17 protein-coding genes are annotated in these 23,167 nt (G+C 46.4%); 13 read left to right on the plus strand and 4 right to left on the minus strand.

All coding sequences use genetic code 11. The features are described 5' to 3' along the window. Positions 1-354: 354 nt before the first annotated feature. Together NG833_RS24000 and ilvA are read right to left on the minus strand one after the other, a co-directional pair. Positions 355-2,148, minus strand: coding sequence for a TIGR03032 family protein (locus tag NG833_RS24000; protein WP_254567797.1), 1,794 nt, complete (start codon positions 2,146-2,148; stop codon positions 355-357). Between the two features lie 181 nt (positions 2,149-2,329). Beyond that, positions 2,330-3,841, minus strand: coding sequence for a threonine ammonia-lyase, biosynthetic (gene ilvA, locus NG833_RS24005; protein WP_254567798.1), 1,512 nt, complete (start codon positions 3,839-3,841; stop codon positions 2,330-2,332). Between the two features lie 477 nt (positions 3,842-4,318). Here ilvA and NG833_RS24010 point away from each other — a divergent pair, with 477 nt between their 5' ends. The 3 genes from NG833_RS24010 (at position 4,319) to NG833_RS24020 (ending at position 6,816) form a co-directional block, all read left to right on the plus strand. Then, the gene (locus NG833_RS24010) at positions 4,319-5,596 is read left to right on the plus strand and encodes a Tudor-knot domain-containing protein (RefSeq protein ID WP_254567799.1); all 1,278 of its coding nucleotides are present in this window, start codon (positions 4,319-4,321) and stop codon (positions 5,594-5,596) included. 195 nt (positions 5,597-5,791) lie between these two features. Further along, a complete protein-coding gene (locus NG833_RS24015) occupies positions 5,792-5,950 on the plus strand; it encodes a hypothetical protein (RefSeq protein ID WP_254567800.1) in 159 nt (52 codons plus the stop codon). A gap of 98 nt (positions 5,951-6,048) precedes the next feature. Next, the gene (locus NG833_RS24020) at positions 6,049-6,816 is read left to right on the plus strand and encodes a hypothetical protein (protein ID WP_254567801.1); all 768 of its coding nucleotides are present in this window, start codon (positions 6,049-6,051) and stop codon (positions 6,814-6,816) included. A 168-nt stretch (positions 6,817-6,984) separates the two neighbouring features. On the opposite strand, the gene NG833_RS24025 is transcribed toward NG833_RS24020, so the two are convergent. Beyond that, complete coding sequence (locus NG833_RS24025; protein ID WP_254567802.1) at positions 6,985-9,492, minus strand: CHAT domain-containing protein; 2,508 nt, start codon at positions 9,490-9,492, stop codon at positions 6,985-6,987. A 169-nt stretch (positions 9,493-9,661) separates the two neighbouring features. Here NG833_RS24025 and NG833_RS24030 point away from each other — a divergent pair, with 169 nt between their 5' ends. The 5 genes from NG833_RS24030 to NG833_RS24050 all read left to right on the plus strand — a co-directional run bounded on the left by NG833_RS24030 (position 9,662) and on the right by NG833_RS24050 (position 16,493). Beyond that, positions 9,662-10,303 carry a sigma-70 family RNA polymerase sigma factor gene (locus NG833_RS24030; protein ID WP_254567803.1) on the plus strand — a complete coding sequence of 214 codons (642 nt, stop codon included), beginning with the start codon at positions 9,662-9,664 and terminating at the stop codon, positions 10,301-10,303. 85 nt (positions 10,304-10,388) lie between these two features. Then, the gene (locus NG833_RS24035; RefSeq protein ID WP_254567804.1) at positions 10,389-11,357 is read left to right on the plus strand and encodes a DUF1822 family protein; all 969 of its coding nucleotides are present in this window, start codon (positions 10,389-10,391) and stop codon (positions 11,355-11,357) included. Between the two features lie 12 nt (positions 11,358-11,369). Further along, positions 11,370-13,658, plus strand: a complete 2,289-nt coding sequence (locus NG833_RS24040) for a CHASE2 domain-containing protein (protein WP_254567805.1) — start codon at positions 11,370-11,372, stop codon at positions 13,656-13,658. A gap of 189 nt (positions 13,659-13,847) precedes the next feature. Then, complete coding sequence (locus NG833_RS24045; protein ID WP_254567806.1) at positions 13,848-14,642, plus strand: DUF928 domain-containing protein; 795 nt, start codon at positions 13,848-13,850, stop codon at positions 14,640-14,642. An 891-nt stretch (positions 14,643-15,533) separates the two neighbouring features. Continuing rightward, positions 15,534-16,493 carry a vWA domain-containing protein gene (locus NG833_RS24050; protein WP_254567807.1) on the plus strand — a complete coding sequence of 320 codons (960 nt, stop codon included), beginning with the start codon at positions 15,534-15,536 and terminating at the stop codon, positions 16,491-16,493. Here NG833_RS24050 and NG833_RS24055 read toward each other — a convergent pair. Continuing rightward, on the minus strand, positions 16,490-16,645 hold the full coding sequence (locus NG833_RS24055) for a hypothetical protein (RefSeq protein ID WP_254567808.1): 156 nt from the start codon (positions 16,643-16,645) through the stop codon (positions 16,490-16,492). The two genes, NG833_RS24050 and NG833_RS24055, sit on opposite strands and share 4 nt — an antisense overlap. A 477-nt stretch (positions 16,646-17,122) precedes the next feature. On the opposite strand from NG833_RS24055, the gene NG833_RS24060 reads away from it, so the two are divergent. From NG833_RS24060 to NG833_RS24080, 5 genes are all read left to right on the plus strand, one after another. Further along, on the plus strand, positions 17,123-17,476 hold the full coding sequence (locus tag NG833_RS24060; protein WP_254567809.1) for a hypothetical protein: 354 nt from the start codon (positions 17,123-17,125) through the stop codon (positions 17,474-17,476). Positions 17,477-17,491: 15 nt separating this feature from the next. Next, on the plus strand, positions 17,492-19,594 hold the full coding sequence (locus NG833_RS24065; protein ID WP_254567810.1) for a hypothetical protein: 2,103 nt from the start codon (positions 17,492-17,494) through the stop codon (positions 19,592-19,594). Beyond that, positions 19,594-20,352, plus strand: coding sequence for an OmpA family protein (locus NG833_RS24070; RefSeq protein ID WP_254567811.1), 759 nt, complete (start codon positions 19,594-19,596; stop codon positions 20,350-20,352). The genes NG833_RS24065 and NG833_RS24070 overlap by 1 nt, the downstream gene beginning before the upstream one ends. 132 nt (positions 20,353-20,484) lie before the next feature. Then, on the plus strand, positions 20,485-21,159 hold the full coding sequence (locus NG833_RS24075) for an OmpA family protein (RefSeq protein ID WP_254567812.1): 675 nt from the start codon (positions 20,485-20,487) through the stop codon (positions 21,157-21,159). Further along, positions 21,156-22,799 carry an EH signature domain-containing protein gene (locus tag NG833_RS24080; RefSeq protein ID WP_254567813.1) on the plus strand — a complete coding sequence of 548 codons (1,644 nt, stop codon included), beginning with the start codon at positions 21,156-21,158 and terminating at the stop codon, positions 22,797-22,799. Before NG833_RS24075 ends, NG833_RS24080 begins: the two co-directional genes overlap by 4 nt. Positions 22,800-23,167 lie beyond the last annotated feature (368 nt).

Genomic DNA, 23,167 nt, shown 5'->3' on the forward strand with positions numbered 1-23,167 from the left:
GGCCCCCCGACAAGAGCTATTTCTGGGTGGGAGGAACAGGAACTGGGGGTAATAGAGTCAGTGCTTGCTTCGTTCATTTTTCTGCGGATAAGGTTTAGTAAGGGTTATGAATAATTGTACCCCCCTGTAATCCCTATCTTACTTTTACAATTCCCCGATTTGGTGCGATCGCTGTCACTTTTTTTTTATAACTTTGGAGGGTTGACTTTTGAGGGAGAATATGGTATAAGAACCACAGATTTCACGGATTGTCACAGATGAAGGGGTGAGTGGGTGAGCGGGAGAGGGGGAGAGGTAAATGACAAAGGACAAATGACAAATGACAAATGACAAATGACAAAGGACCAATGACAATCAACCATCAACTCTGTTTGTTTCCCAATTATTCCACAGTTGGCGCAAGGCTGCTTCTAAATTTGTTACGAAACCGCGCAGGTCAAATAATGGCAATTTATTCTGATTTTCGAGTAATTGACGACGCAATCTGACTAATTCTTCTCCATCCCTTGCCAATTCAACTGCCCGGGTTTCATAATCGTTTTTGCTGTTACAAATGAGGGCATTTAATTCAGCAGCGGCGCAGATACTCGCCCCGATGCGGGAGGCATTGGTGTTGCCGGGACGGGTTAAAACGGGGCATCCCGCCCACAACGCACTAATCGCTGTAGAACCGGCATTTTCGGGCTGCAAGCGAATTGCTTCGCCCAAGGAACTGGCAGCAGTTTCTATGTCTCCTTCTGCTTTCAGGGATTGACTGAGATAAAAGTGGAGTTGGGCGGCATGGGGATTGAGTTGAATGGCGCGATGCAAGGGAGAAATTGCCTCAGCATGGCGGTTTAATTGTTGTAGGGATTTACCGAGGTTGGTGAGGGCGACAATGTTATCGGGTTCGAGTTGCAAGACTTGTTGATAGAGGGGAATAGCGCGATGAAATTGTTGTTGTTGATGGTAAGTGAGGGCGTTATTGATAAGTTGCGACCGATCGCTGTTTGTTGTTTGGGGTTGTGGGGAATCTACTAAAGGACGATCGCAGGTTTGACCGGCAGAAACTAGGTCGTTGTCATGATTATTCTCGGAACTCTCTTGAGGATCTGCGATCGCCTCCTCCAAGGTAATCAACTGCTCGATTTCTTGGGTTTGAAATCCCAACGCCATCGGACGCTGTACTCCGGGCAGCACTCCCACATCATATAATTCGGTTATCGGTTCGGCAATCCGCATCCAATGTATCGTTGTGCCACTGTGCAAATCGATAACCAGCAATCCACAGCGCGGATCGGTATCTTTTTCGGCTAGTCGTTCATCTAACAACAATCCCGAAAATGTACCATCTCCCGATCGCGGTTTGGACAATCCCACAATGGCGTAATTATCCCAAAATGCCAGCCCTCGGGCGTATCCGGGACAAAAGGCGATCGCTTCAAATTTCCCTGTTTCTAAATCCACATAGCCCAATTCTCCTGCACCAGAATTGAGTACCCACAATTTACCTTGATAAAAGCGCGGCGAATGGGGCATACTCAAACCACTCACAATAATTTCATTGCTTTCCATATCGATAATCATGCCGCCATCGCGCCGTCTGTCGCGCCATCCATCCACTACGTCGGAACGACTGCAAGCGGTGACGTAGCGCGGTTTTCCTTCAACGATTGCCAATCCATTGAGGTGACAGCGATCTTCGTTAATGATTTTAGAAATAAACGGCGGTTTCCATAAGGGTTTGCAACTGTGGCGATCGCTAACTGTTGCCACGCAATTGAGTAAGGTGCTGATAAAAATCGGTTGTCCTGCATCGGTGACAATCACATCATGAACGTCGATATCGCCGGTGGTATAACCGATGCGGGGAATGTAGAGTTTATCGTATCCTTGATACAATTGTCCCCGGGATAGGGCGTTATCCAGTTGCCACAATTGATATTTGGAACTCAGATACAGGCGATCGGGGGTACAATACAATCCCATCGCGCGATCGAATTTCCGTTGAAAGGCGGAAAATTGTCCGGTTTCGGGATTAACGCCAATAAACGCCAACCAACTGGTTTGATAGGTGGTAAACGCGAGACTGATTTGCTGTTGTTGCAACCAGGGAATAAATTCGCGATCGCTGGTTAAAAACGGAGTGTTTTGTTGAACTTGTGCCATAATTATTAACGGATAAACATCGAATACAATCCCAACCCAATGACGCGCATTGCGCCCCTGATGCTGATTTTACCAATTTTTAAGGCGACGGCGGGTGCTTTGCCAATCATCCTCCCCTATCAGCAATTGTAGGGTGGGCAATGCCCACCGCATAGAAGGTGGGCAATGCCCACCCTACTTTTTATCCCAGAAACAGGGTATAAGCGGGATTTTTATTTTCATCCCAATAGCGATATCCCACATTATCTAAAAATGCCTGCCATTCCTGCATTTCTTCCGGCGGGACTTGCATTCCTACGACAATTCGCCCGTAATCAGACCCGTTATTGCGATAGTGGAACAAGCTGATATTCCAGTTACGACTCATGTGTCCGACGAATTTCATTAAGGCACCGGGACGTTCAGGAAATTCAAAGCGGTAGAGTAATTCATTATGGGCGAGGGGGGAATGTCCTCCGACCATGTGCCGTAAGTGTAACTTAGTGAGTTCGTCATCGGTGAGGTCGAGGGTTTTGAATCCATTGGCCTCAAAGGTTTCTACCATGTTGGCGGCATCGGCGCGGTTGGTGATTTGCATTCCGACGAAGATATGCGCTTCTTTTTGGTCGGCGATGCGATAGTTAAATTCTGTGAGATTTCGTCTCCCAATACAGTCGCCAAATTTGCGGAGACTTCCCGGTTCTTCGGGAATAGTGACGGCAAAGATTGCTTCACGACGTTCCCCAAATTCCGCACGTTCGGCGACGAAGCGGAGGCGATCGAAGTTCATGTTGGCACCGCAGGCGACGGCAATTAAGGTTTGGTCGGTGATGCCTTCTCTTTCGACATACGCTTTTGCACCGGCGATCGCCAAGGCACCGGCGGGTTCTACAATCGATCGCGTATCTTCAAACACATCCTTAATCGCCGCACAAGTATCATCGGTGCCGACAAGGATAATATCATCCACATATTGTTGACACAACCGGAATGTTTCTTCACCAACTTCTCGAACTGCTACCCCATCAGCAAATAGTCCCACTTGAGATAAGCGCACGCGATGTCCCGCTTGGAGGGATTGGGACATGGCATCGGCATCGATGGGTTCAACGCCGATAATCTTAATTTCTGGACGTAAGCGCTTGACATAGGCGGCAATTCCCGAAATCAATCCACCCCCCCCGATCGCCACAAAAATGGCATGAATCGGTTTCTGATGTTGCCGTAAAATTTCCATGCCAATGGTTCCCTGTCCCGCAATTACATGAGGGTCATCAAAGGGATGAATAAAGGTTAGTCCTTTTTCCGCCTCCAATTCCCGGGCATAAGCATAAGCATCATCATAAGTATCCCCATGCAACACCACCACTCCCCCACGAGATTTGACAGCATCCACCTTGACTTGAGGCGTTGTCACCGGCATGACGATAATCGCCTGGGTTCCTAGACGCGATGCACCGAGGGCGACCCCTTGCGCATGGTTGCCTGCGGAAGCTGCAATCACGCCTTTTGCCAGGAGATCCGACGGCAGTTGCGCCATTTTGTTGTATGCACCCCGCAATTTAAAGGAAAACACCGACTGCATATCTTCCCGTTTGAGCAGGAGTTGATTATCCAGTCGGGCGGACAGATTCGGGGCATACTCTAGGGGCGTTTCTTGGGCAACATCGTAGACACGGGCGGTCAAGATTTGGACCAGGTAATCGCAATACATGGGGTCAGGGGGGTTGGTAAAAACGGGATAGTCTTTTATTTTACGCTACTGGGGCGACCCCTCTTTACAAGAGTAGGTTTTTTACGCTTAACTGCACCTGATGGTTCCCTCCCCTTGGCAAGGGGAGGGTTAGGGTGGGGTCCTCTTGGCGTGGCAATTCCCTACGGGATAGCTCCGCTTACCGCCAAGTCACTTACTCTTAGAGGCGATTCCCTACGGGATAGCTCCGCTTACCGCGCCTGTATGGAACCCCAAGTGCCAACCTCTTTCTTCGGGAGGTGCTTAAGCGCCTCCCGAGGACCCTTTACCCACCCATTCTTCGTGACATGGCTTTGCCATGTCACGGGGACCCCACCCTAACCCTCCCCTTGGCAAGGGGAGGGGACCGGAGATTAAGTTTCCCTAAAGAAAGCGGCCATTTTATAGGGAAAAAGCTATGATGGCAGACAACCTTTTTTATGGTGAGGATTCCGAATTGTGGATAAGTCCATTATTCAGTTAGTTGACGAGCTACCTACTGACAACATTACGGTAAAAGTGTTAAAGGCATTGGATTATTTGATGCCCGGTCAGTGGGATAATTTAGTTGGTTTTGACCAGAGTATTCGAGCCATTACCGGAGAAAGTGACCCGCAGGCTATACAAAAGATTCGCGATCGGGCTGTGGCTTTGTATCACGACCCGAAGCAAGGCTATCAGACGGCCATTAAACTTTATCAAACGATTGACCGCGCTGATGCAGCCTTAGCTACGGCAGCTTTAGCCAACAAAGTGGGAGAAAAAATCAGTTTTCTGTCATTTTTAAATAAAATGACGCCGAAAGCAGATACGACCCAAACCATTGATTTATTGCTGAAAGTTGTTGTTGAATTGATTGCTTACTGTAAACTAAATGGGTGGCCCAATCCTAATCCTCAACAATTTGCGGCTGCCTTGGCGAATACCTATCAAGATGCGGCTTTGATGCGGATGATGGCATTAGTTTGTATTGATGGTGTGTTGCCTCTTGGCCCCAATTTTCTAGGGAAAATTCACGAAGTGATGACCGGGAATGAGGCGAATTTAATCACGGGAAATCCTGTGTTTGTAGCGGTAAATAATTTTATCCCGGGAAATAGTCCTTCAGATAAAGTGGGGTTTATTAATCAGGGGTTTGAGGCGGTAGAAGGGTGGATGAACAACCTGGTGGCTAAAACGGGGGTGACGCCTCAATCGATTGTGCAAGGTTTGGGTAAGTTTATCCAAATTGCCGATGATAATTTAGACTTTGTAGCGGCCTTTTTAGACCAAACTACAAATTATTATGAACATACCGGGATTCAAACTGTTGCCCGAAAATTGATTTTGGATGCTCAGGGTTCTATGAATTTAGGGACACTACCCGCAACGGGAACAACCTCAACACCCTCGGGTTATGCGGTGGGTCAAACGGTAGAAGTTTGGGATGGAGAGGAGGAGGATTGGTATGAGGCAACGATTCTCAAAGTTAAGGATGATGAATACTTTGTACATTATGTGGGGTATGGTTCCTCGGAGGATGATTGGGTAGAGGAAGAAGATGTGCGCGATCGCAATTATTCGCCATCGGATGACTATGATTATGCGATCGGTCAAAAGGTAAAAGTTTGGGATGAGGATGAGGAGGAATGGTACAGCGCCATCATTGAGAAAGTTAAACGCAAGAAATGTTTTGTACATTATCTTGATTATGATTCCTCTCATGACGAATGGGTGGATAATGATGAGATTAGTTAAAAGATTGCCCGGAGGAATTGGGTAGAGAGACTCACTCAATCCCCTGGAAAGTCAATTTCCCATAACATTTAGCGTCTAGGTGGGTTGAGCAAGTATCACCCACCTTGTTTTTATTAGGACTTACGCAATCTTTCAAATCAAACCATCAATGTAGAGGCGATTCGCGAATCGCCTCTACATTGATGGTTAACTGGGGTGTTGAGTGCAGGGTTGAGAGTGAGGGAGGACCTGTTTATCTGGTTTCAGCCTGCTCTCTTGACGGATGTGATGGTCTCTGGGATAATTAGAGGCGATCGCAACTTGGGACCGTCAGGGGCGATCGCCCTCACGGCTTACCAAATCTGGATTCCATAAACTTGAGGCTTGAGTGCGACTCTTCTCTCGACCTAGAGGGAATAGTTTATAGGAATGATCCGTATCCCCAAAACAAACAGTAAAAAAAGGTGAATTTTATGGTACAATCTTCGGCGGATAAAAAATTACCTTTATTAAATAAAATACCAGAACCGCTCAAGACCTTAATCAACAAAATCAGGGAGGAGCATTACCCAGAACTTTATGAACCCGAGGCCGATGGAACCGCCTCCTTAGAGGAGGCATTAACTGAAATATTAGACGTTTTTCAAAACAGCGGGAAGACCTTGTGTCACCTGCGATTTGTTTGGTTAGCCTTGATTTTGGCGTTAGTCGTCGAGCCAACTGTAGAATATTATCAGCCTCAAAATAATTTTACAACATCCACCCTAGAATTGCTAGAGCGTTGGATATTTTCAGAAATTGACTCAAACCTATCTTCGGCCCGTTTAAATCTTGAATTACAACAAGAAATAGACAATTTAGAGGCGATTGTTTCAGAACCGATTGATCTAGTCAAAAATGGAGAGATAGCCAATTTACAAATTATTTCTGAATCCCGAGATGTTTTTAAAAATGCCATCCGGGTGCTAGATCGGGAGCAAGCGAAAGAAGCTACCTTAGAAATTTTACAAGATTGTCTGGAAGGATATGCAATTTTCCCCGGTTCTGCGGGACGACGAGATCTATTTGACTGGTGGTTATTAGAGGTGGTTCCCGCTAGTTGGTATTTATTATCTCCCCGGGCGCTTTATGTCGGAGAAGGGGTGGAAAATCCAGAAGAATTCCAGATAGAGCGGATTAAAAAACTTCAAGAAATCAGCAGTCAAGTCAGGTCTATTTTTACCAAAAATTCTAGTACATAGACTTTGGGAAATAGAGGAGGTGAGAATCAGGATTGTGTAGGCGATCGCCTTTTGCCCATCTCACACGAAATCCGGTTGTGATAGGTCTATAAAAAACGAACCAGCAATTGTAGGGTGGGCACTGTCCACCGTAGGTTCGGTGGGCAATGCCCACCCTACATTTAATACTCACCGAGTCGCCGATTCGCCAATTAGGGTAAACAAGGCCCATTTTCTCACATCAGGATACTCTTGCATCGTTGCCAGCATCGCTTGTCTTAAAGCTACCGCCCGATCGCCAGTTTGGGGAAGTAGTCGATAAAACTCCTGCATCAATTGTGCGCTTGCCCGATCGTCGGTTTGCCATAACGAGACAATCACACTTTCGGCCCCGGCACCGATGACGGCGCGAGATAATCCAATAATGCCATCGCCGGTAATGCTTCCTCCACCTGTACTGCAAGCACTCAACACCACCAACCCAGCATTCAACTCCAAGCGGATAATTTCCTCAGAAGTGAGCAATCCGTCATCGCGATCGCTCGGTGCCAAGGCGATCGCCCCCAATAACCCCGACTCGCTAAAATCATCCAGTAACCCGTGAGTTGCCAGATGGACGATTCCCGCAGAACCCATCCGTTCTACCACCACCGTCTCGGTTGCCTCACTTCCGATTAACGGTTGAGTATTCAGCATCGCCGCAATCGCAGTCGCTTCTTGTTCCGCAGCAGGTAAATTACCCAATCCCACTTCTGGTTCTCCCGGGTTTCTTGCAAAAATCGGCATCACGGGATTACCCACCACTAAAGCACCTGCGGTTTCCCTGGGGCGATCGCGTTTCGCTTGTCGAGCAATTTGCAAAACTTGAATCCCGGGGGATGTGAGAATCGTATGTCTTTCGATTAAGTAGCGATCGTTCTCATCCAGCAGCGCGGGAAACGGCACGAAAAACAACTCTTGGTGGGGAATAAATATCACTTTATCTTCAGGATTTTGGGGAAGTAAATCCGCAATTGGTGCTATCAATAATTCGTGCAGTTGTTTTAAGTGTCTCGGGTAAATTTTTTTCTCAGGAATGCTGGGGAGGGTTTCTGTGATAAAAGAACGACTGCCTCGCACCAATCCCGTTAACAGGAATTCCGGTTGCGCGTCGGTTTCTTCTCCGACCAAAAACGGGACTAAATTATCACGAAATCTTTCTAACTGGCTTAAATCCACTTCCCGAAACGTGATTTCACCTGTGGGTTTTACCACCCAAATGAACAAAACGGAATTTTTAGCGGAATTATCCCCAACAATTGAATATTCAACCAATGTCGCATTTTGCTCTGCTGCGACTTGCTGAATGTCTGGAATGGTGGGGGGAGGAATTTGGCGGTCCGCAAATTCTTGTACCGCTTCTGGAGACAGCCGTTTAGCCATTAACTCCACAAAAGCCCGAGCGCGACCTCTTTCGGCCACGGTTAATGCTTTCTCGGCTTGATTTTGGGCAATTAATGCTTTTTGCAGCACGCCATAAGTCTGCCGATATTTATCAAAAATAGAGACTTTGTTGATATCGCTCAATCCTGGACGTAAGGATTCTAAAACATCAATGCCTGCATATAATGTTTCCGTCGCTTCAGGAAGTTTCCCGGCTTCAAATAAGGCGACCCCTTTATTATTGAGGGTGACAGCCATTCCCGCTCGATTGCCGATAGTTTCCCGAATCTCTAAGGCGCGATCGTAGAAGTCTAAGGCTTGAGAATAGTCCCCCATCCGTCGATGAACTGAACCTAAATTGTTGAACGCTTGTCCGATAGAATCTACCTCTCCAAGCTCAGTCATGATTGCCAATCCTTGCTGATAGGCTTGGATTGCTTGAGGATAATCGGCTAATTTTTCATGAATTGCGCCGATATTAATCCAGGTTTGACCGATTCCTAGGGTATCTTCTACTTCGGTGGCGATCGCCAAACTTTTTTGGTAAAATTCCAGGGATTGGGAAAATTCACCGAGCGCATCATAGGCGGCTCCAATATTGGCCAAAGCGATACCCATTGCAAACCGATCGTCCTCTTCCTCAAACAGAGATAGAGCGTTTTCAAATGAAGCAAGTGCCTTTTTCGGTTGTCCTAACTGTCTGTAAAGTTCTCCCATATTGGTAAGGATTACCGCTTCACCATATCGTTCCTGCTCCCCTTGGAGAATTGGCAAGGCTTGCTGATAGTAATCGAGGGATTGGGGATAGTCAGCTAGAGATTGATAAACTGCACCGAAATTGACCAGAGTTTGTCCGATTCCCGAGGTATCATTAATGTCTTGACGGAGGGTGAACGCTTGGTTTAGAAATTCCAACGCTTGGGGATAGTCACCGAGGATGCGATAGATGACAGCAATATCATTTAAAATCACCCCTTCTAGGTGGCGATCGGCCACTTCCCTCGCCATTGCCAAAGCGCGCTCAAACGTTGCCAGTGCCTCCTGAAACTGTCCGCGATCGGTCTGTTCATAACCCAGTTCATACAATCGCCATGCTTCTTCAGCGAGACTTTCTTCCCCAGTTTGTGCCAATACCGGCAACAATCCAAGTTGAGGAGAAAGAAATTTGATAAACTGGATTTCACCCAAAACAATAAACCAAACAAGGAAAAAGCAGGACGAGATATTTTTTAGACGCATTTGAGTTATAGGAAACAGAGAATAGGGAACTGTCATTGGTCATTTGTCATTTGTCCTTTGTGATTTGTCCTTTGGATGGTTGAATACTCAGAACAAACCAACAACCAATGACTAATGACAAATGACCAATGACAAATGACCAATGACCAACGACCAATGACCAACGACCAATGACTAATGACCAACAACCAATGACCAACAACCAATGACCAACGACCCACTACAATCCCTCATTCAAGAGACTTGTCGTCACCCTCCCCAAACTGTCGAACGCCAGCGAGGATTGACTCAACTGTACCGGCTGATTGTCCAATCAGGCAAGCTTTGGCGAGAATATACTCCCTATTATGAAGAAGCGTGGCAACAAACATGGCTGTATTTTTGCCTGAATCTATGCGAAGCAACCACCGCCAAAGATAAATATGACCCCGATCGCAGTCGGGTTACCACTTGGCTCAATTTTTACCTCAAGCAGCGACTCAAAGATCGTGCCATCAAAGCGCAACACCAGAAAAATCAACTGGTTTCAGCATCACAACCTGTTGATGACGACGACACCCTCAAGTTTTTAGATACCTTTGAGGCACCTCGGGATATTCCTCCGATACTCCAAGCGACTCGGGAATGGGTGGAAACTGACCCCACCGGAGAATTGCAGGGGATCCAGGTTCGAGGTCGAAAAGATGTCACCTGTCAATTGTTAATTCGGCGACGGTTACCCCCAGAAACCTCCTGGGATGAACTTTCCGCAGAATTGGATTTGCCGGTTTCGACCCTCAGCAGCTTTTATCAGCGTAAATGTATGCCTCAATTGCGTAAATTTGGCGAATCCGAAGGATATCTATGAAGGGGAACAGATGAGTTGTGGGTGGTCCGTGGTCCTTCGTCGTTTGACTAAGGACAAATAACAACTAACTAAGGATAAATAACAAATGAAAAGTAACCAAATTTCCGAATTAGAAAATTTTACCATACCGATGTTGATTGCTAGAACTTCGCGCCGCTTTGCGAAGCAGTTTGCACTTGAACAACCGAATCGGCAGAAAGCTGAACAAGTTTATTTTAATACCCTAGCGGTTTGCGTGGTGAAGGATTATTTGGAATGGATGGGAATTGCTACTCAACTGAGTGCGGCAGAAAGTTGGAATGCGATCGCTCGTTTAGGAAGCAATGTTGCTGATTTACCTGTGACGGGATTGGGACGTATTGAATGTCGTCCAATGCGAGAACATGAACCCACTTGTCACATTCCCCCGGAAGTTTGGTGCGATCGCCTGGGGTATGTGGTGGTAGAAATCCAAGACTCCCTGAAAGAAGCAACGATTTTGGGATTCATCAACCGGATTGATTCCCAACAGTTACCTCTGAATCAGTTACAACCGATTGAAACCTTGCTAACCACCTTGGCAGAGTTGCGCCTTGGGGTTTCCTCTAACAATGCGATCGCCTCCCAATCTCCTGTGGTGTTACTCACTCAATGGTTGCAAGGCTCTTTTTCCGAGTCTTGGCAATCATTTCAAACCATTTTTGGGGAAGAAACACTCGCGTATCATTTCCGAAATTCTCCCCGCGAAGGGGATGGGGGAGTGGAACGCGCCAAACTGATAGACTTAGAAATGCAGTTTGCCACCCAAGTGGTGGTGTTGTTGGTGGCACTCACCCCAGAACCCGATCGCATTGCCGTGAGAGTCCGACTCTATCCCCCCGATGGAGAAACTTATTTACCGCTAAATCTGAGATTGGCATTGCTATCGCCAGAGGGGGAGGTTCTCCAAGAAGTGCGATCGCGCCGCCAGGATAACTACATCCAACTTCCCCGCTTTACGGGTGAACCCGGGGAACGGTTTTCTATCCAAGTCGGGCTAGAAAATGCCACAATTGTCGAAACCTTTGAAATTTAATCCGGTTTTCCCTTGTCAAAAGTAGTCGTTATTAATCTGGGATATGGCAATTTGCTCGGTGGGTTCCCCAATGTTACCGCGCTACTTTGGGAACCGGAAAATCCGCGTCCGCTGAAATTCATCGGTGCTTTACCTCCTGCGACCGAATTAGAGGCAATTTATCGGCGGTGGCAACTGATTTATCAAGCACTTTATCGGACTCCCGGATGGCGTCCTCGCATCAAAATCGACCGGGAAGATATTACGAATGTTTCTCAAGTTGAGTTTGCGGATATTTGTAGTCAATATGTTCAACTGATTGATGAATGGTTGAATGCGGAGGGATTTAGAAATATCGATCGCCAGTTGAGATCGCATCTCCACCATTCCGATGAAATCCAAGTGATTCTGGAAACCGATGACGATCGCCTGCGTCATTTACCCTGGCATTTCTGGAAGTTCTTGTCCGATTATCCGAAAGCAGAACTGGCGCTGAGTGCGCCTCAATATCAACGGGTGGAAAAATCTCATCACAGAGAGCAGATGAGAATTTTAGCGATTTTGGGAGATAGCAATGGTATTGATATCGCCGATGATCGCTCTACTTTGTCCGAACTTTCCGATGCAGAAACGGTGTTTTTGGTGGAACCCTCCCGTCAGGAGGTGGATGAACAGTTGTGGGACGATCGCGGTTGGGATATTTTATTTTTTGCGGGTCATAGTGAAAGTCAAGAAGAGGGAAACCGAGGATTACTCGCCATCAATCCCAGGGATAAAATTGGTATTTCTCATCTGAAATCGGCCCTGAAAACGGCAATTGCTCGCGGATTGCAGTTGGCTATTTTTAATTCTTGCGATGGGTTGGGATTAGCGAAAGAACTGGCAGATTTACAGATTCCTCACATTATTGTTATGCGAGAATCGGTTGCCGATGGGGTGGCGCACCTATTTTTGGTAAATTTTGTTAAAGCATTTTCTAGCGGTTCTTCCTTTTATTTAGCGGTGCGACAAGCGCGGGAACGGTTGCAAGGATTAGAAGATCAATTTCCTTGTGCGAGTTGGTTGCCGGTGATTTGTCAAAATCCTGCGGAAGTACCGATGCAGTGGCGATCGCAACCTGTAGTAGAACCTCAGCAATCCTCTAAAGTTCGCGATCGCTGGGTGGGGTTCATCCCATTGGCAGTCACCTTGATTCTGATTCTGATCCGCCAGTTGGGACTATTGGAAGGATGGGAACTCAAAGCGTATGACCACTTCCTGCGATCGCGTCTTCCAGAGCCCCCAGACTCCCGGATTTTAATCGTGGAAATTCCCGAATCCGATATACAATCGAAGCAAGAATATCCGATTTCTGATGCCACATTAACCCAACTGTTGCAAAAATTAGAACTGCATCAACCGAGAGCAGTCGGCTTAACCCTCTATCGAGATTTACCCGTTCCTCCGGGTCATGGGGAATTAAGGGTTCAGATGCAGCAGCAATCGAATCTATTTGCCATCTGTAGCTTTGATAAATCTCATCGAGAATCAGTAGGAGCGCCGGAGGGAATCCCCACCAACCAATTAGGATTTGATGATATACTCATCGATTCAGATGGGTTGGTGCGTCGTCATCTCTTGTTTATGAGAGCTTCTTCCGATTGTAACACGGGCTTTTCCTTGAGCTTTCAATTAGCCCAAAAATATCTAGGGGAGGAGAATATTTTACCGGACAATGAAGGCAATAAAAACAAGCCATTGAAACTGGGTAAAACAATTTTAAATCCCCTGGAACTGAATACCGCAGGATACAAAACCCTCACCGACGGAGGCTGGTATGTGATGTTAAATTATCGTCCTTTTCCCATTGCCAGAACTCTCACCCTGACCGAAGTCTTAAATGGCGAATTTAACCCCAATTGGGTGAGAGACCGAATTGTTCTCATCGGGATGACCAGTCGAGTCCAGCCTAACGCTTTTTTCACCCCCTACGCCATCGGCAAATCTCCCTCGGAAAAAGTACCCGGAGTGATGCTTCAAGCCCAAAAAGTGAGTGAGATTATCAGTGCAGCACTGGATGGACGTCCCATGATTCAAGTATGGAGTGGGTGGAAAGAACTGCTCTGGATTGGACTGTGGTCAGGGATAGGAAGTGCGATCGCCTGGTGCATTCGAGGGAGACTCCGCCGAGTCAGTGCCATCCCCCTGGCGATCGCACTTCTCTATCTCCTCTGCTATCTGCTCTTCCTCCACAGCACCTGGGTTCCCCTCATCCCCCCAGCATTGGCATTAGTCATTAGTCATTTGTCGTTTGTCCTTTCTCAAGGGACTAAAGACAAGTGACCAAGGACAAAGGACCAAGGACCAATAGACCTCTTGCAAAATTCTTGAAAGCCCCCCTTCTTAAGGGGGGTTGGGGGGATTAATCCGGATTTTTGCAAGAGGTCTAATAACAATTGACAACTTTGCGTAAATTTATCCCTAAACTGCGATAGGTAAACAGAATGTCAACCTGTATGGAGGAGTAGAACCTTGTCACATCCTTTGGGGAAACCATCGAACCTGGCGAAATTGCCGATCGCGATCGGTCTGATTGTCTTCACCGGCATCGTACCCGTCACGAGAGTTTACGGCACATCTGGCAGTGAATTACGCCCGGACATTGGTCAAGTGCCATCACCCAACTCAGCGATCGCCACCGTATTTGAACCCCCCGATCCGGACCCGCCAGAGGGTCGCGAAGGTTCTGGGAGTCGCACCTCATGTCCGCCAGTGGATCAACCCTTGACCGGATTAATCGCCTCTCAAGTCAATTATACCCTCTCCGGACATCCCACATTCTGGTTCTACGTGCCGTATCCTTCCAATCTGCCGCGTGAAGTAGAGTTCGTCCTTCTGGATGAACAAAGAACCGAAGTCTATAAAACCGTCGTCCCGATTTCCGATACTCCAGGGATTGTCAGTTTCCGCTTACCGGAAAACATCCCTGCCTTAGAAGTCGGCAAACAATACTTGTGGCAATTCTCCTATCGATGCAATCCCAGAATTCGCGCCGAAGATGACTATGTAGAAGGAGTAGTCCAACGAGTTGCAGCAGATAGCACACTCATCAGTCAGCTAGAAGCCGCAACAACACCGATGCAGCGCGTGGAACTCTATGCAGCGAATGGGTTGTGGCATGAAACCCTCACAACCCTCGCGGAACTGCGCCGGGATAATCCAGGGAATGCAGAAATTGCCGCTGAATGGACAGAACTTCTCGAATCCATTGGATTGGGTCATCTGGCAAATGAGGCGATCGGGGGTTGTTGTAGTCGATTGCAGTAGGGGGGTTGGTCGTTGGTCTTATGTCACTGGTCACTGGTCACTGGTCACTGGTCCCTTGACCCACACCAAATGACAAATAACAAATGACAAATGACAAATGACCAACGACCAACGACCAAAAACTTTTTTTCCCAATTTGCGTAAAAGTTTTCCAGAAAAGCGAGAAGTAAGTAGAACCCTCTATTTCAGGAGTCATGCCGATCGCCAAATCACGATGAATCCCTAAGCAGTTTGATATAGCGCATCTAAATCATTCTGACACTGGACCTAAGCCTGAAAGTCTTGTAGTGACGAAAGCGATCGCTCTTCTTCCTGTGCGTGATGCTCGATAGCGTCTGTGCCTTGCACTTACATCTTGCTTGCTTTCCTGATGTCAAACTCCTGCAAAGGTCGCTATATCAGGGGAAACTGGGTTTTTGTACAAAAGTACAAATCCCATTAACTGTTAAAAATTAATTGTTTTATAATTGGTAGTATTTAACTTTTGCCAACTCATTTTTAGTGAAAATAAATTGAATTAGGAAGCGAGATTTGATAAAAAACTTCCGTATAAATACTGTGTTTTTTCTTCTCAAAAGAATATTTAATTGATATTGAGGAAATTAAATTCTGTTTAACGGCAGAAGGCGATCTTTTTGAACGCCTAGCTGACCTATTCTGAATTGCTTCTAGTCTAGCCACTCTTGTTTTTAAGCCAGTCTAGTATAAAGGGCGAAAAGCGAATTATCACTTAAAAACAAGAGTGGCACGCGATAACTAAAGCCACCAGCAATGGGAACGCTGAAGTGGTTACTTCAGTGAGCTAAATTTGTCACGTCATTCTTGAGCATAAAGCTCTTTCCAAATCTGGAAAATGTATTTTATATCGCACCTCAAAAGGGGTGAACGGCCATGAAAATTATCTCTTCAGACAGGTTGTCAGTCACATCGTGCTTAAAACCTGCGGTTTCTATTAGTGCGGCATTAATCTTAGCGATCGGCCTCACACCATCCGCCCAAGCCGCCAGTTTTGCCGACTTCATTTTTGTCGTAGATGAGTCAGGTTCTATGTCCGGCGAACATTCCTGGTTGGGGCAATCCATTGGGGAGTTAGAATTTGCTCTGCGAGGGAAAGGTGTTGGAGTTCGATCCGAAGAAAACCGCTATGGTCTGATTGGTTTTGGAGGTGGCTATTCTGGCACAAGCCGCTCGTTATCAGTGGGAGGAAACTTATTTGGAAGTGCCTCTGAATTAGCAACTGCCACTAACTCTCTCGTCACCAATGGCGCATGGGAGGATGGGTATTCGGCGATTGATTATGCCTTAAACAATTACTCATTTCGCGACGGTGCTGCGGTTAATTTTGTTTTAATTACTGATGAAGACCGCGACATTCGTGCGAACAGCGTTAACTTTAACAGTATCCTCAACGGGCTTCAATCCAAAAACGCCTTGCTCAATGTTGTGGTCAACCATCAAATGTTCAATGGAAACCGCCAGCGGGCGATTGGTGCCGACGCCCAGGGAAATGCATTTATCGCTGATGGAAGTGGTGGATTTACCACGACTCCCAATACCGGAGTTTCTAATTCATACAGTTTTGGTACAACGAAAACCGACTATGTAAACTTAGCCTGGGCAACGGGTAACTCAACGATTAGTGGCGCTGCATGGGACTTAAATTTACTTCGTGCCGGTGGGAAATCAGCTCAGTCATTTACTACAGCATTTTCAGAAATTAAAGCCACTGAAGCTTGGAAGCAAACTGGCAATGGCCATTCCACTCAAGTACCTGAACCGACTGCCACCTTGGGATTATTAGGATTGGCTGCATTGGGTTTGAGAAAACGGATGGTTCGCCGATCAATCTAATCGGGTTTTATTGTACCCAATTGACGAAATAATTTCTCTTGCTGGGACAGTATGTTCTGTCCCAGCAAGAATCGTTTGAATGAAGCGCGATCGCACCAGGTGTCAGAAACCGGGTTTTTTTCTGCTGTCTTGGTTTTGTGGTCATTTGTCATTTGTCATTTGTCGTTGGTCATTTGTCCAGGGACCAGGGACCAGGGACCAGGGACCAACGACCAAAAACTTTTTTCAGAAATTTGCGTAAAAGTTTTCCGTTACGGCGATAGGTAAGTGTAACCCTCTATTTCAGGAGTTTTGCCGATCGCCAATCTACTTCTGTGCGCCCCTTGCCATCCCCGGGGAGCCAATATGGATCCCTTGTCTGTTCAGAAAAATCAGTGAACATACTGATGCCTGGGAAGATTAGACCCGCTTTAATTGGTAATTAGCAAAATTTTTTATTGACGGTAAAACAGCGTTTGTAGTTCCCGAACGCAGAAATTCCCCCTACTCAAAAGTCTCTCTTTTCTCAATTTACTAAAACTATCGCTATCAAGTGAGCGAGTAGCTGGGGCCACAGCCGACCGACTCTCCCTTAAATCCCGGGTCAAACCCGCATTTGACCCAAATTCAACCTCAAGATTCAAACCCAAATGAATAGTGAATCCAGGGTGAAAAACCTGTTAAATCCGTCCCTAGAACAGCTAATCGACGAAATCCACGCCGTCAATCACGGTTGGAAAGTCGCCTTAGCGTTTGGGGATATTCCTGCTTTGGCGAAATCTTTGCAAGAAATGAAAACGCGGTTACAGGTGCGACTGTTGCGCCAGTATGCCCCCGATCGCGTTTATCTGGCATTAGATACGGAAACCGCCAGTGAAGAACCCCTGTATGGATTGCGACTGAGGGAACCAGTCGCCGGACACACTGATGCAGCACATCTGCCGGTGCGAGTCGCCAAGGAGCATCTCTCACCCGAACGCATAGAACGATTTGGAGAACTGTAACATAGGATACTTATCATGGTGAATGGTTTATTTATTCTCATCATTATTGGAGCCGCGATCGCCGCAGGTATATTTGAAGTAGTGGCGATCGGACACTATTACTCATACGAGTGTGGGCCAACCGCTAAGGCGATCGACTATCTCAAAAAATTCCGAAAAACGGGGGGCAATGGCCTCAACCTCGATGAGAATATGAAGAGATGGTTCCAGCGCCATTTTGAGGGAGAATGCTGGGGAAATGTGTTTGTCCCGAAGGAAGAGGGGGATAGCTTTGTCATGATCTCCTCCCCCACTGTAGTGAGCAAACCCATACCGCGTGGCCCGGTGTATTTTGCCCCCACTTTATTGACCGCATTGGGCGTTTTGGGAACTTTTTGGGGAATTTACTCGGGGTTACAAGGAGTGAATCTCAACGCGATTCAAGAAACTGAAACCCTGCTGAAAACCAGTACCGAACTGCTGGCTGGAATGAAAGTCGCTTTCTCCACTTCTTTGTGGGGGCTGGGCAGTTCCAGTGTGTTTATGCTATTCCTCGCTGTTGGAGGATCGGTTCGGCAACGGCGTCGGGATAATTTGCGTTCTGAATTGAGCAAAGTTGCTTTTCTGCTGACTCCAGGACGAATTTTGGCGCGGATGACACCGGGAGCAACTGGAGGAGAAAGCAATCTGACTGCTGCGGCGATTGGTCAAGCTGTGGCGAAAGAAATGCGATCGGTTTTGCGATCGGAACTAACGCCTATTTTCGAGCCTTTAACGAACCTTACTCCAGAGGCGATCGGACAGGCAACCGGAGCACAACTAAATCCCGCCCTCAATTCCATGAAAGCGGAATTATCCAGCATTCGGGAATTGCAACAAAAACAAGGTCAAGCGGTAGATTATTTGGTCACGCGACTGCGCGAAGAATTAATCGAACCCGTTGTCCAACGTCTTGATGAAACCGCCAAACTCACCAAGGAAGCATCCGAGGCAGTTAAAGAACTGAAAACTGCTATGGCAGAGATTACTGAAAAATTGACTGAGACAGTAGAAAACTTTCATAAAGTACAAAAAGAGACCCTCGAAGATTTAAAAATATTTGCTGGGGATTTAAAAGGAATTCTTGTCCAATTCCGGGATGAAACTAGAGGAGTCTTAGAATCGGTTGCCGAAGAAATCAAGCGAGCGGTTGCCGAAAGTATCACAGGAATGGAAGCACAGCGAAAAGCATTTGAAGAGAGTGCTGCACAAGCGGCTGCAACTTTCGTAGGTATCCGAGTAGAATTAGCAAAATCTCTAGATAAACAAGCCGAACTCCAGAAAGATATGCTGAAAGGAGTCGAAGCGAGTACCCGGAAAATTATCGAAGAGGCCAACCAAATCTTTAGGGCTCAATCTGAAACTCTGGTGACAATTGGTCGGGAAGCATCTGCATTAATGAACGAGGCGGCAGCCAACCTAACTGCAACCTTGAGCGGTATAGATGAGAGTCTGAAAAAAACTCGCATAACCGTGCAGGAAGAGTTAGAGAAATTCCGCATCGAATACCAAACTGCACTCACGAAATTCTTTGAAGACCAAAACAATCTCCTAGAAGGAACTCTCGGCAAGCAGCGAGAAGCATTAGAAGGGGTTATCGCCCAACTTAAAAAAGTCTTCCTAGAAGATGCGAAAGAAATGGAGAGAGCGATTAAAGAAAGTATGTTGTCGATTACAGATACGGCTAAGATAGTGTACAACCTAGCGAACAAAACTGGGTTAACCTCCGCAGAGCGTGTGAAACAGTTCACAGAAATGTTCGGTGAATTGGGTAGCCAAGCAAACCAGATAGAGAGTGCCTATCAAAACATGATTGAGAACTTTGATAAATCTCTCAACAAATCCCTAAACCTGATGGGAGAAAAATTGAATGATGCGCTCCAAATTGGCAACGAGCAACTTGCGGAATATTTGACAAAAGCCAATGCATCGTACACAAAGGCTATTAAAGAAGGAGATGTCGCTGCGGCTGAAGTTTGTCAAAAACTTCACCAAACGGCTCAGAGCTTGAACCAAAGTACCCACGATCTGATGGATGTATCTCATTACTTAGTTGCATCGGCTAAGGAACAGGAAAATGGAAAGGGACGTGGTAATTAATGAACGATTTTTCTGAGTTTGAAATGGAGGGGGAAATCCTAGAGGAGCAAGACTCTGGGGTTTGGCTCTCCATTGGGGATTTGATGTCAGGACTGCTGATGTTTTTCGCGCTGCTGTTTGTTACGACTCAACTGCAATTGCATCATAAATATGAGGATGTGCAGCGATTAGAGGGGGAATTGCAAGCCAAAACGAAAGAGGTGGATGTCCTCAAAACTGAGTTGGAAGCCAAAATAGAAGAGTTGGATAAGTACCAAAAAGCATTTCAGGATTTACCCCTGATTCTGCTGGCTCAATTGGATAACCAGATGGGAGGTTCTGACCTCTCAGTGGATCCAAAAACTGGGGATGTGAGTATTGGCGATCGCATTCTGTTCGATTTAGGCAGTGCAGAACTCAAACCCGAGGGAAAAGCCTTTCTCCAACAGTTTATTCCCGCTTACAGCCAAATCATTTTCTCAACCAATGACTTTAGAACCATGATCACTCGGGTGATTATTGAAGGTCATACCAGTTCCGATGGTGATGAATCCAGCAACATGGAATTAAGTTTGCGACGTGCGCTATCGGTGACGGACTATATTTCCTCGCAAATGTCTTTTCCAAATCAGGAAAACTTTACAACCAAAATTCTAGCAGCCGGTCGAGGGGAAATTGATGCAGAAAAAACCACTGACAATCCCAGCGATCGCAAAGTCGTGTTCCGTTTCCAGCTAAAACCCCCAGATTGGCAGCAACTCTTAAAACCCGCACCCTGAAGGGTGGGGCTATACGGACAAAGCCCGCCTGCGCGGGCTCATAGCGAAAAGTGAATTTTTATAGCCGGATTTGGTATTAATTAACCCGACTCTAGCTAATCCACTCAGGAAGAGAACAGGAAACCCAAGCCAATGAGCGATTTTTATGAATTTGAAATGGAAGGGGAAATTTCAGAGGAGCAAGACTCTGGGGTTTGGCTTTCCATTGGCGATTTAATGTCAGGACTGCTGATGTTTTTTGCCTTATTGTTCATCACCGTGATGGTCCAACTCAAACAGTACCAAGAAGCGTTCGATAAACTGCCTCTTGTCATCCTCAATACCCTCCGTCAAGAAGTCCCTGGGGGAGATAAATTACAAGTCGATCCGAGAACTGGGGATGTCAGCATTCCCGATGCGATTTTGTTCGATGAAGGGAGCGCCGAACTCAAACCCGCTGGCGAACAATTTCTACTCAGTTTCATTCCCGTTTACAGCAACGTCATTTTCTCCAACGATGAATTTGATAACATGATTACTCGCGTAATTATCGAAGGACACACCAGTTCCTTTGGAGACGAACGCGAAAATATGCAACTGAGCTTGCAACGCGCTTTGTCTGTTTCGGATTACATTTCCTCCCTAAATTTTCCCACTCAATCTCAATTCAAATATAAGGTATTGGCGGCTGGTCGAGGGGAATTAGATGCGAATCAAACCCTCGATTCTCCTGGCGATCGCAAAGTCGTGTTTCGGTTCCAACTCAGACCCCCAGATTGGGGAAAGATGTTCAGCGTACCCTCATCCTCAACGGAGACTCAACCATGAATTTTAACTTTCGCCCTTTAGAATTGCCACCCCTTCCCCAACCGAAAGCGCAAGAGTTAATTAATCTGGCAAACGGAACCGATAAAAGTGGCCCGATCGCACCACCTCAGTTACCGCCGAATATACCGATAGGTCAGGGAAGAATGCCGCGCAGTCTCGATGATATTTTAGCGGATATTGAGAATGGAACCGGCGAACAGGTGACCATTTTGGAGTGGGTTTACTTGTTTTATGCCAAAGAAACTTGGGATGAGCAGCAAGGCAGCGATCGGGCTAAATCCACATCGGCAGCGATTTGGAAATTTGCTCTGTCTGACGAGAAGATTAAAGACCGATTATTTTGGCGATTGGCGATTTATTATAGCCAGGGTAATCAGAATCAGAGAAGGACTAAAAAACGGCCAGTCCTGAAAAATCTGGAGTCATCGGAAAATTCGGAAGTTGAGAGCGATCGCGAAAAGGTAGAACAGAGTAAAATCAGCGATCGGCCTGTGTTGCCTGTGTCTTTAGTGCATTGCTTCCCTAATTTTGCTTCAGAGTTTAAAAAGACCGACCTCTTACCCGTAGACATTCTCTTAGCACTGGTAGACAATCAAGGCAATCGACAAATTGCCTCCTGGAGCTTCCAAAATTCAATCACCCCCAAAAAACTCTTAGAAAAAGCCCGCTTACCTAAGTCTCTAGGTTCAAAACACGGGATATTTATCGAGATTATTAAATATTTTATTAATACCGGGCCCAGTCGCAATCTCAAGGAGGCAAACTTGATAATCAAGTGCCTCGAAGACATGGGAAGGGAACCGCAAATTCAGGGGGTACAGCATCTACTGACAAAGGTTTCCACAGAAATTGCCGGTCAGTTTCCGATTCTAGTCAATTGGGTACAGCAACACTATGGCATCGCGAGTGACGGTACTCGTACTCGCTGGAGTGAATTATCCCAACGGGCAAAAACTGCGTTACAAGATTGGATTGGGGCGCTAAGTTATGGTTATTTCGTGAAATTAGTCCAGATATTATTAGATAAACTGGATCTGCCGGGTTGGGAACGAAACCAGCTAGAACGTCGGAGGGAATTCTGGTCTAATTATAGCGATCGCTTTGAACGACTTCGGATTTTGTTACCCCAGTCCTCCCAAAAGGCAACCCAAGAGGCGATCGGCAGTGAATTTGAGCATCAAGATATCAGTATTCTCCAGGAAGATGGCAGCGACCCCACCGAAGTTTGCATCTTTGACTTTGGACATTGCTGCATTGTGGAATTCTTCCGAGGTACAGGGAGTGAAACTCGCATCTTCAATGCTCAAGATTATCCCGATATTAAAACTAAGCTTTTTCAATCTCCCACCCTGTCTTTAAAACGGCTGCGCTACCTCGGCGGAGAAATCCACGACCACAAATATTTGTGGCAAGCCTCTTGTGAAAAATTACTCAGAAACCGAAATATATATCCGAATGAAGGAACTCAATATTTTAAAGGATTGCATAAAAACTATAGCCAATACAACCGCGAAACCGGACTGCCAGAACCTTCACCACGCAAACAAGAAGACCGAGAAAATGAATTAAAACGCTGGGAAAAAGACATGAGAGAAATTAAAATAGAGGCTAGTTTGTTTTGTCGTCAATTGGAGAGTTGAGATGGGGCTATTGAAACCGGGGAAACTTTCTAAAGTCTCGGGTGTGTGGCAAAGATTATGGTAGAAACCTGGTTTCTTGTATTGGTGGGACGACAACGCTATTATTTCAATCGACTTTCTTGGCGCTTTCAGGGGCGATAATATCCACCAGAGAAACCCGGTTTCTTTTCTTCGGGCTTCCAGGGGCGATCGCACCTTAATCCAAAGTCAAAATTCCAGCAGAATAATAGGGGGCAATGACCAGGGACCAGGGACCAGTGAACAATGACCAAAAACTTTTTTTCCCAATTTGCGTAAAAGTTGTCCGTTACGACGATAAGTAAGTGTAACCATCTATTTTAGGAGTTCTGCTGATTGTCAAGCTACGG

The sequence above is a fragment of the Oscillatoria sp. HE19RPO genome, assembly GCF_024220515.1.
Taxonomy (GTDB): Bacteria; Cyanobacteriota; Cyanobacteriia; order Cyanobacteriales; family Laspinemataceae; genus Laspinema.

Coding starts and splice junctions, on each gene's coding strand:
- NG833_RS24020 (WP_254567801.1), top strand. CDS start 6,049: ATGGTACAATCTTCGGCGGATAAAAAATTACCTTTATTAAATAAAATA.
- NG833_RS24070 (WP_254567811.1), top strand. CDS start 19,594: ATGAACGATTTTTCTGAGTTTGAAATGGAGGGGGAAATCCTAGAGGAG.
- NG833_RS24025 (WP_254567802.1), bottom strand. CDS start 9,492: ATGACAGTTCCCTATTCTCTGTTTCCTATAACTCAAATGCGTCTAAAA.
- NG833_RS24000 (WP_254567797.1), bottom strand. CDS start 2,148: ATGGCACAAGTTCAACAAAACACTCCGTTTTTAACCAGCGATCGCGAA.
- NG833_RS24050 (WP_254567807.1), top strand. CDS start 15,534: ATGAAAATTATCTCTTCAGACAGGTTGTCAGTCACATCGTGCTTAAAA.
- NG833_RS24075 (WP_254567812.1), top strand. CDS start 20,485: ATGAGCGATTTTTATGAATTTGAAATGGAAGGGGAAATTTCAGAGGAG.
- ilvA (WP_254567798.1), bottom strand. CDS start 3,841: ATGTATTGCGATTACCTGGTCCAAATCTTGACCGCCCGTGTCTACGAT.
- NG833_RS24080 (WP_254567813.1), top strand. CDS start 21,156: ATGAATTTTAACTTTCGCCCTTTAGAATTGCCACCCCTTCCCCAACCG.
- NG833_RS24030 (WP_254567803.1), top strand. CDS start 9,662: ATGACCAACGACCCACTACAATCCCTCATTCAAGAGACTTGTCGTCAC.
- NG833_RS24060 (WP_254567809.1), top strand. CDS start 17,123: ATGAATAGTGAATCCAGGGTGAAAAACCTGTTAAATCCGTCCCTAGAA.
- NG833_RS24035 (WP_254567804.1), top strand. CDS start 10,389: ATGAAAAGTAACCAAATTTCCGAATTAGAAAATTTTACCATACCGATG.
- NG833_RS24065 (WP_254567810.1), top strand. CDS start 17,492: ATGGTGAATGGTTTATTTATTCTCATCATTATTGGAGCCGCGATCGCC.
- NG833_RS24055 (WP_254567808.1), bottom strand. CDS start 16,645: ATGACAAATGACCACAAAACCAAGACAGCAGAAAAAAACCCGGTTTCT.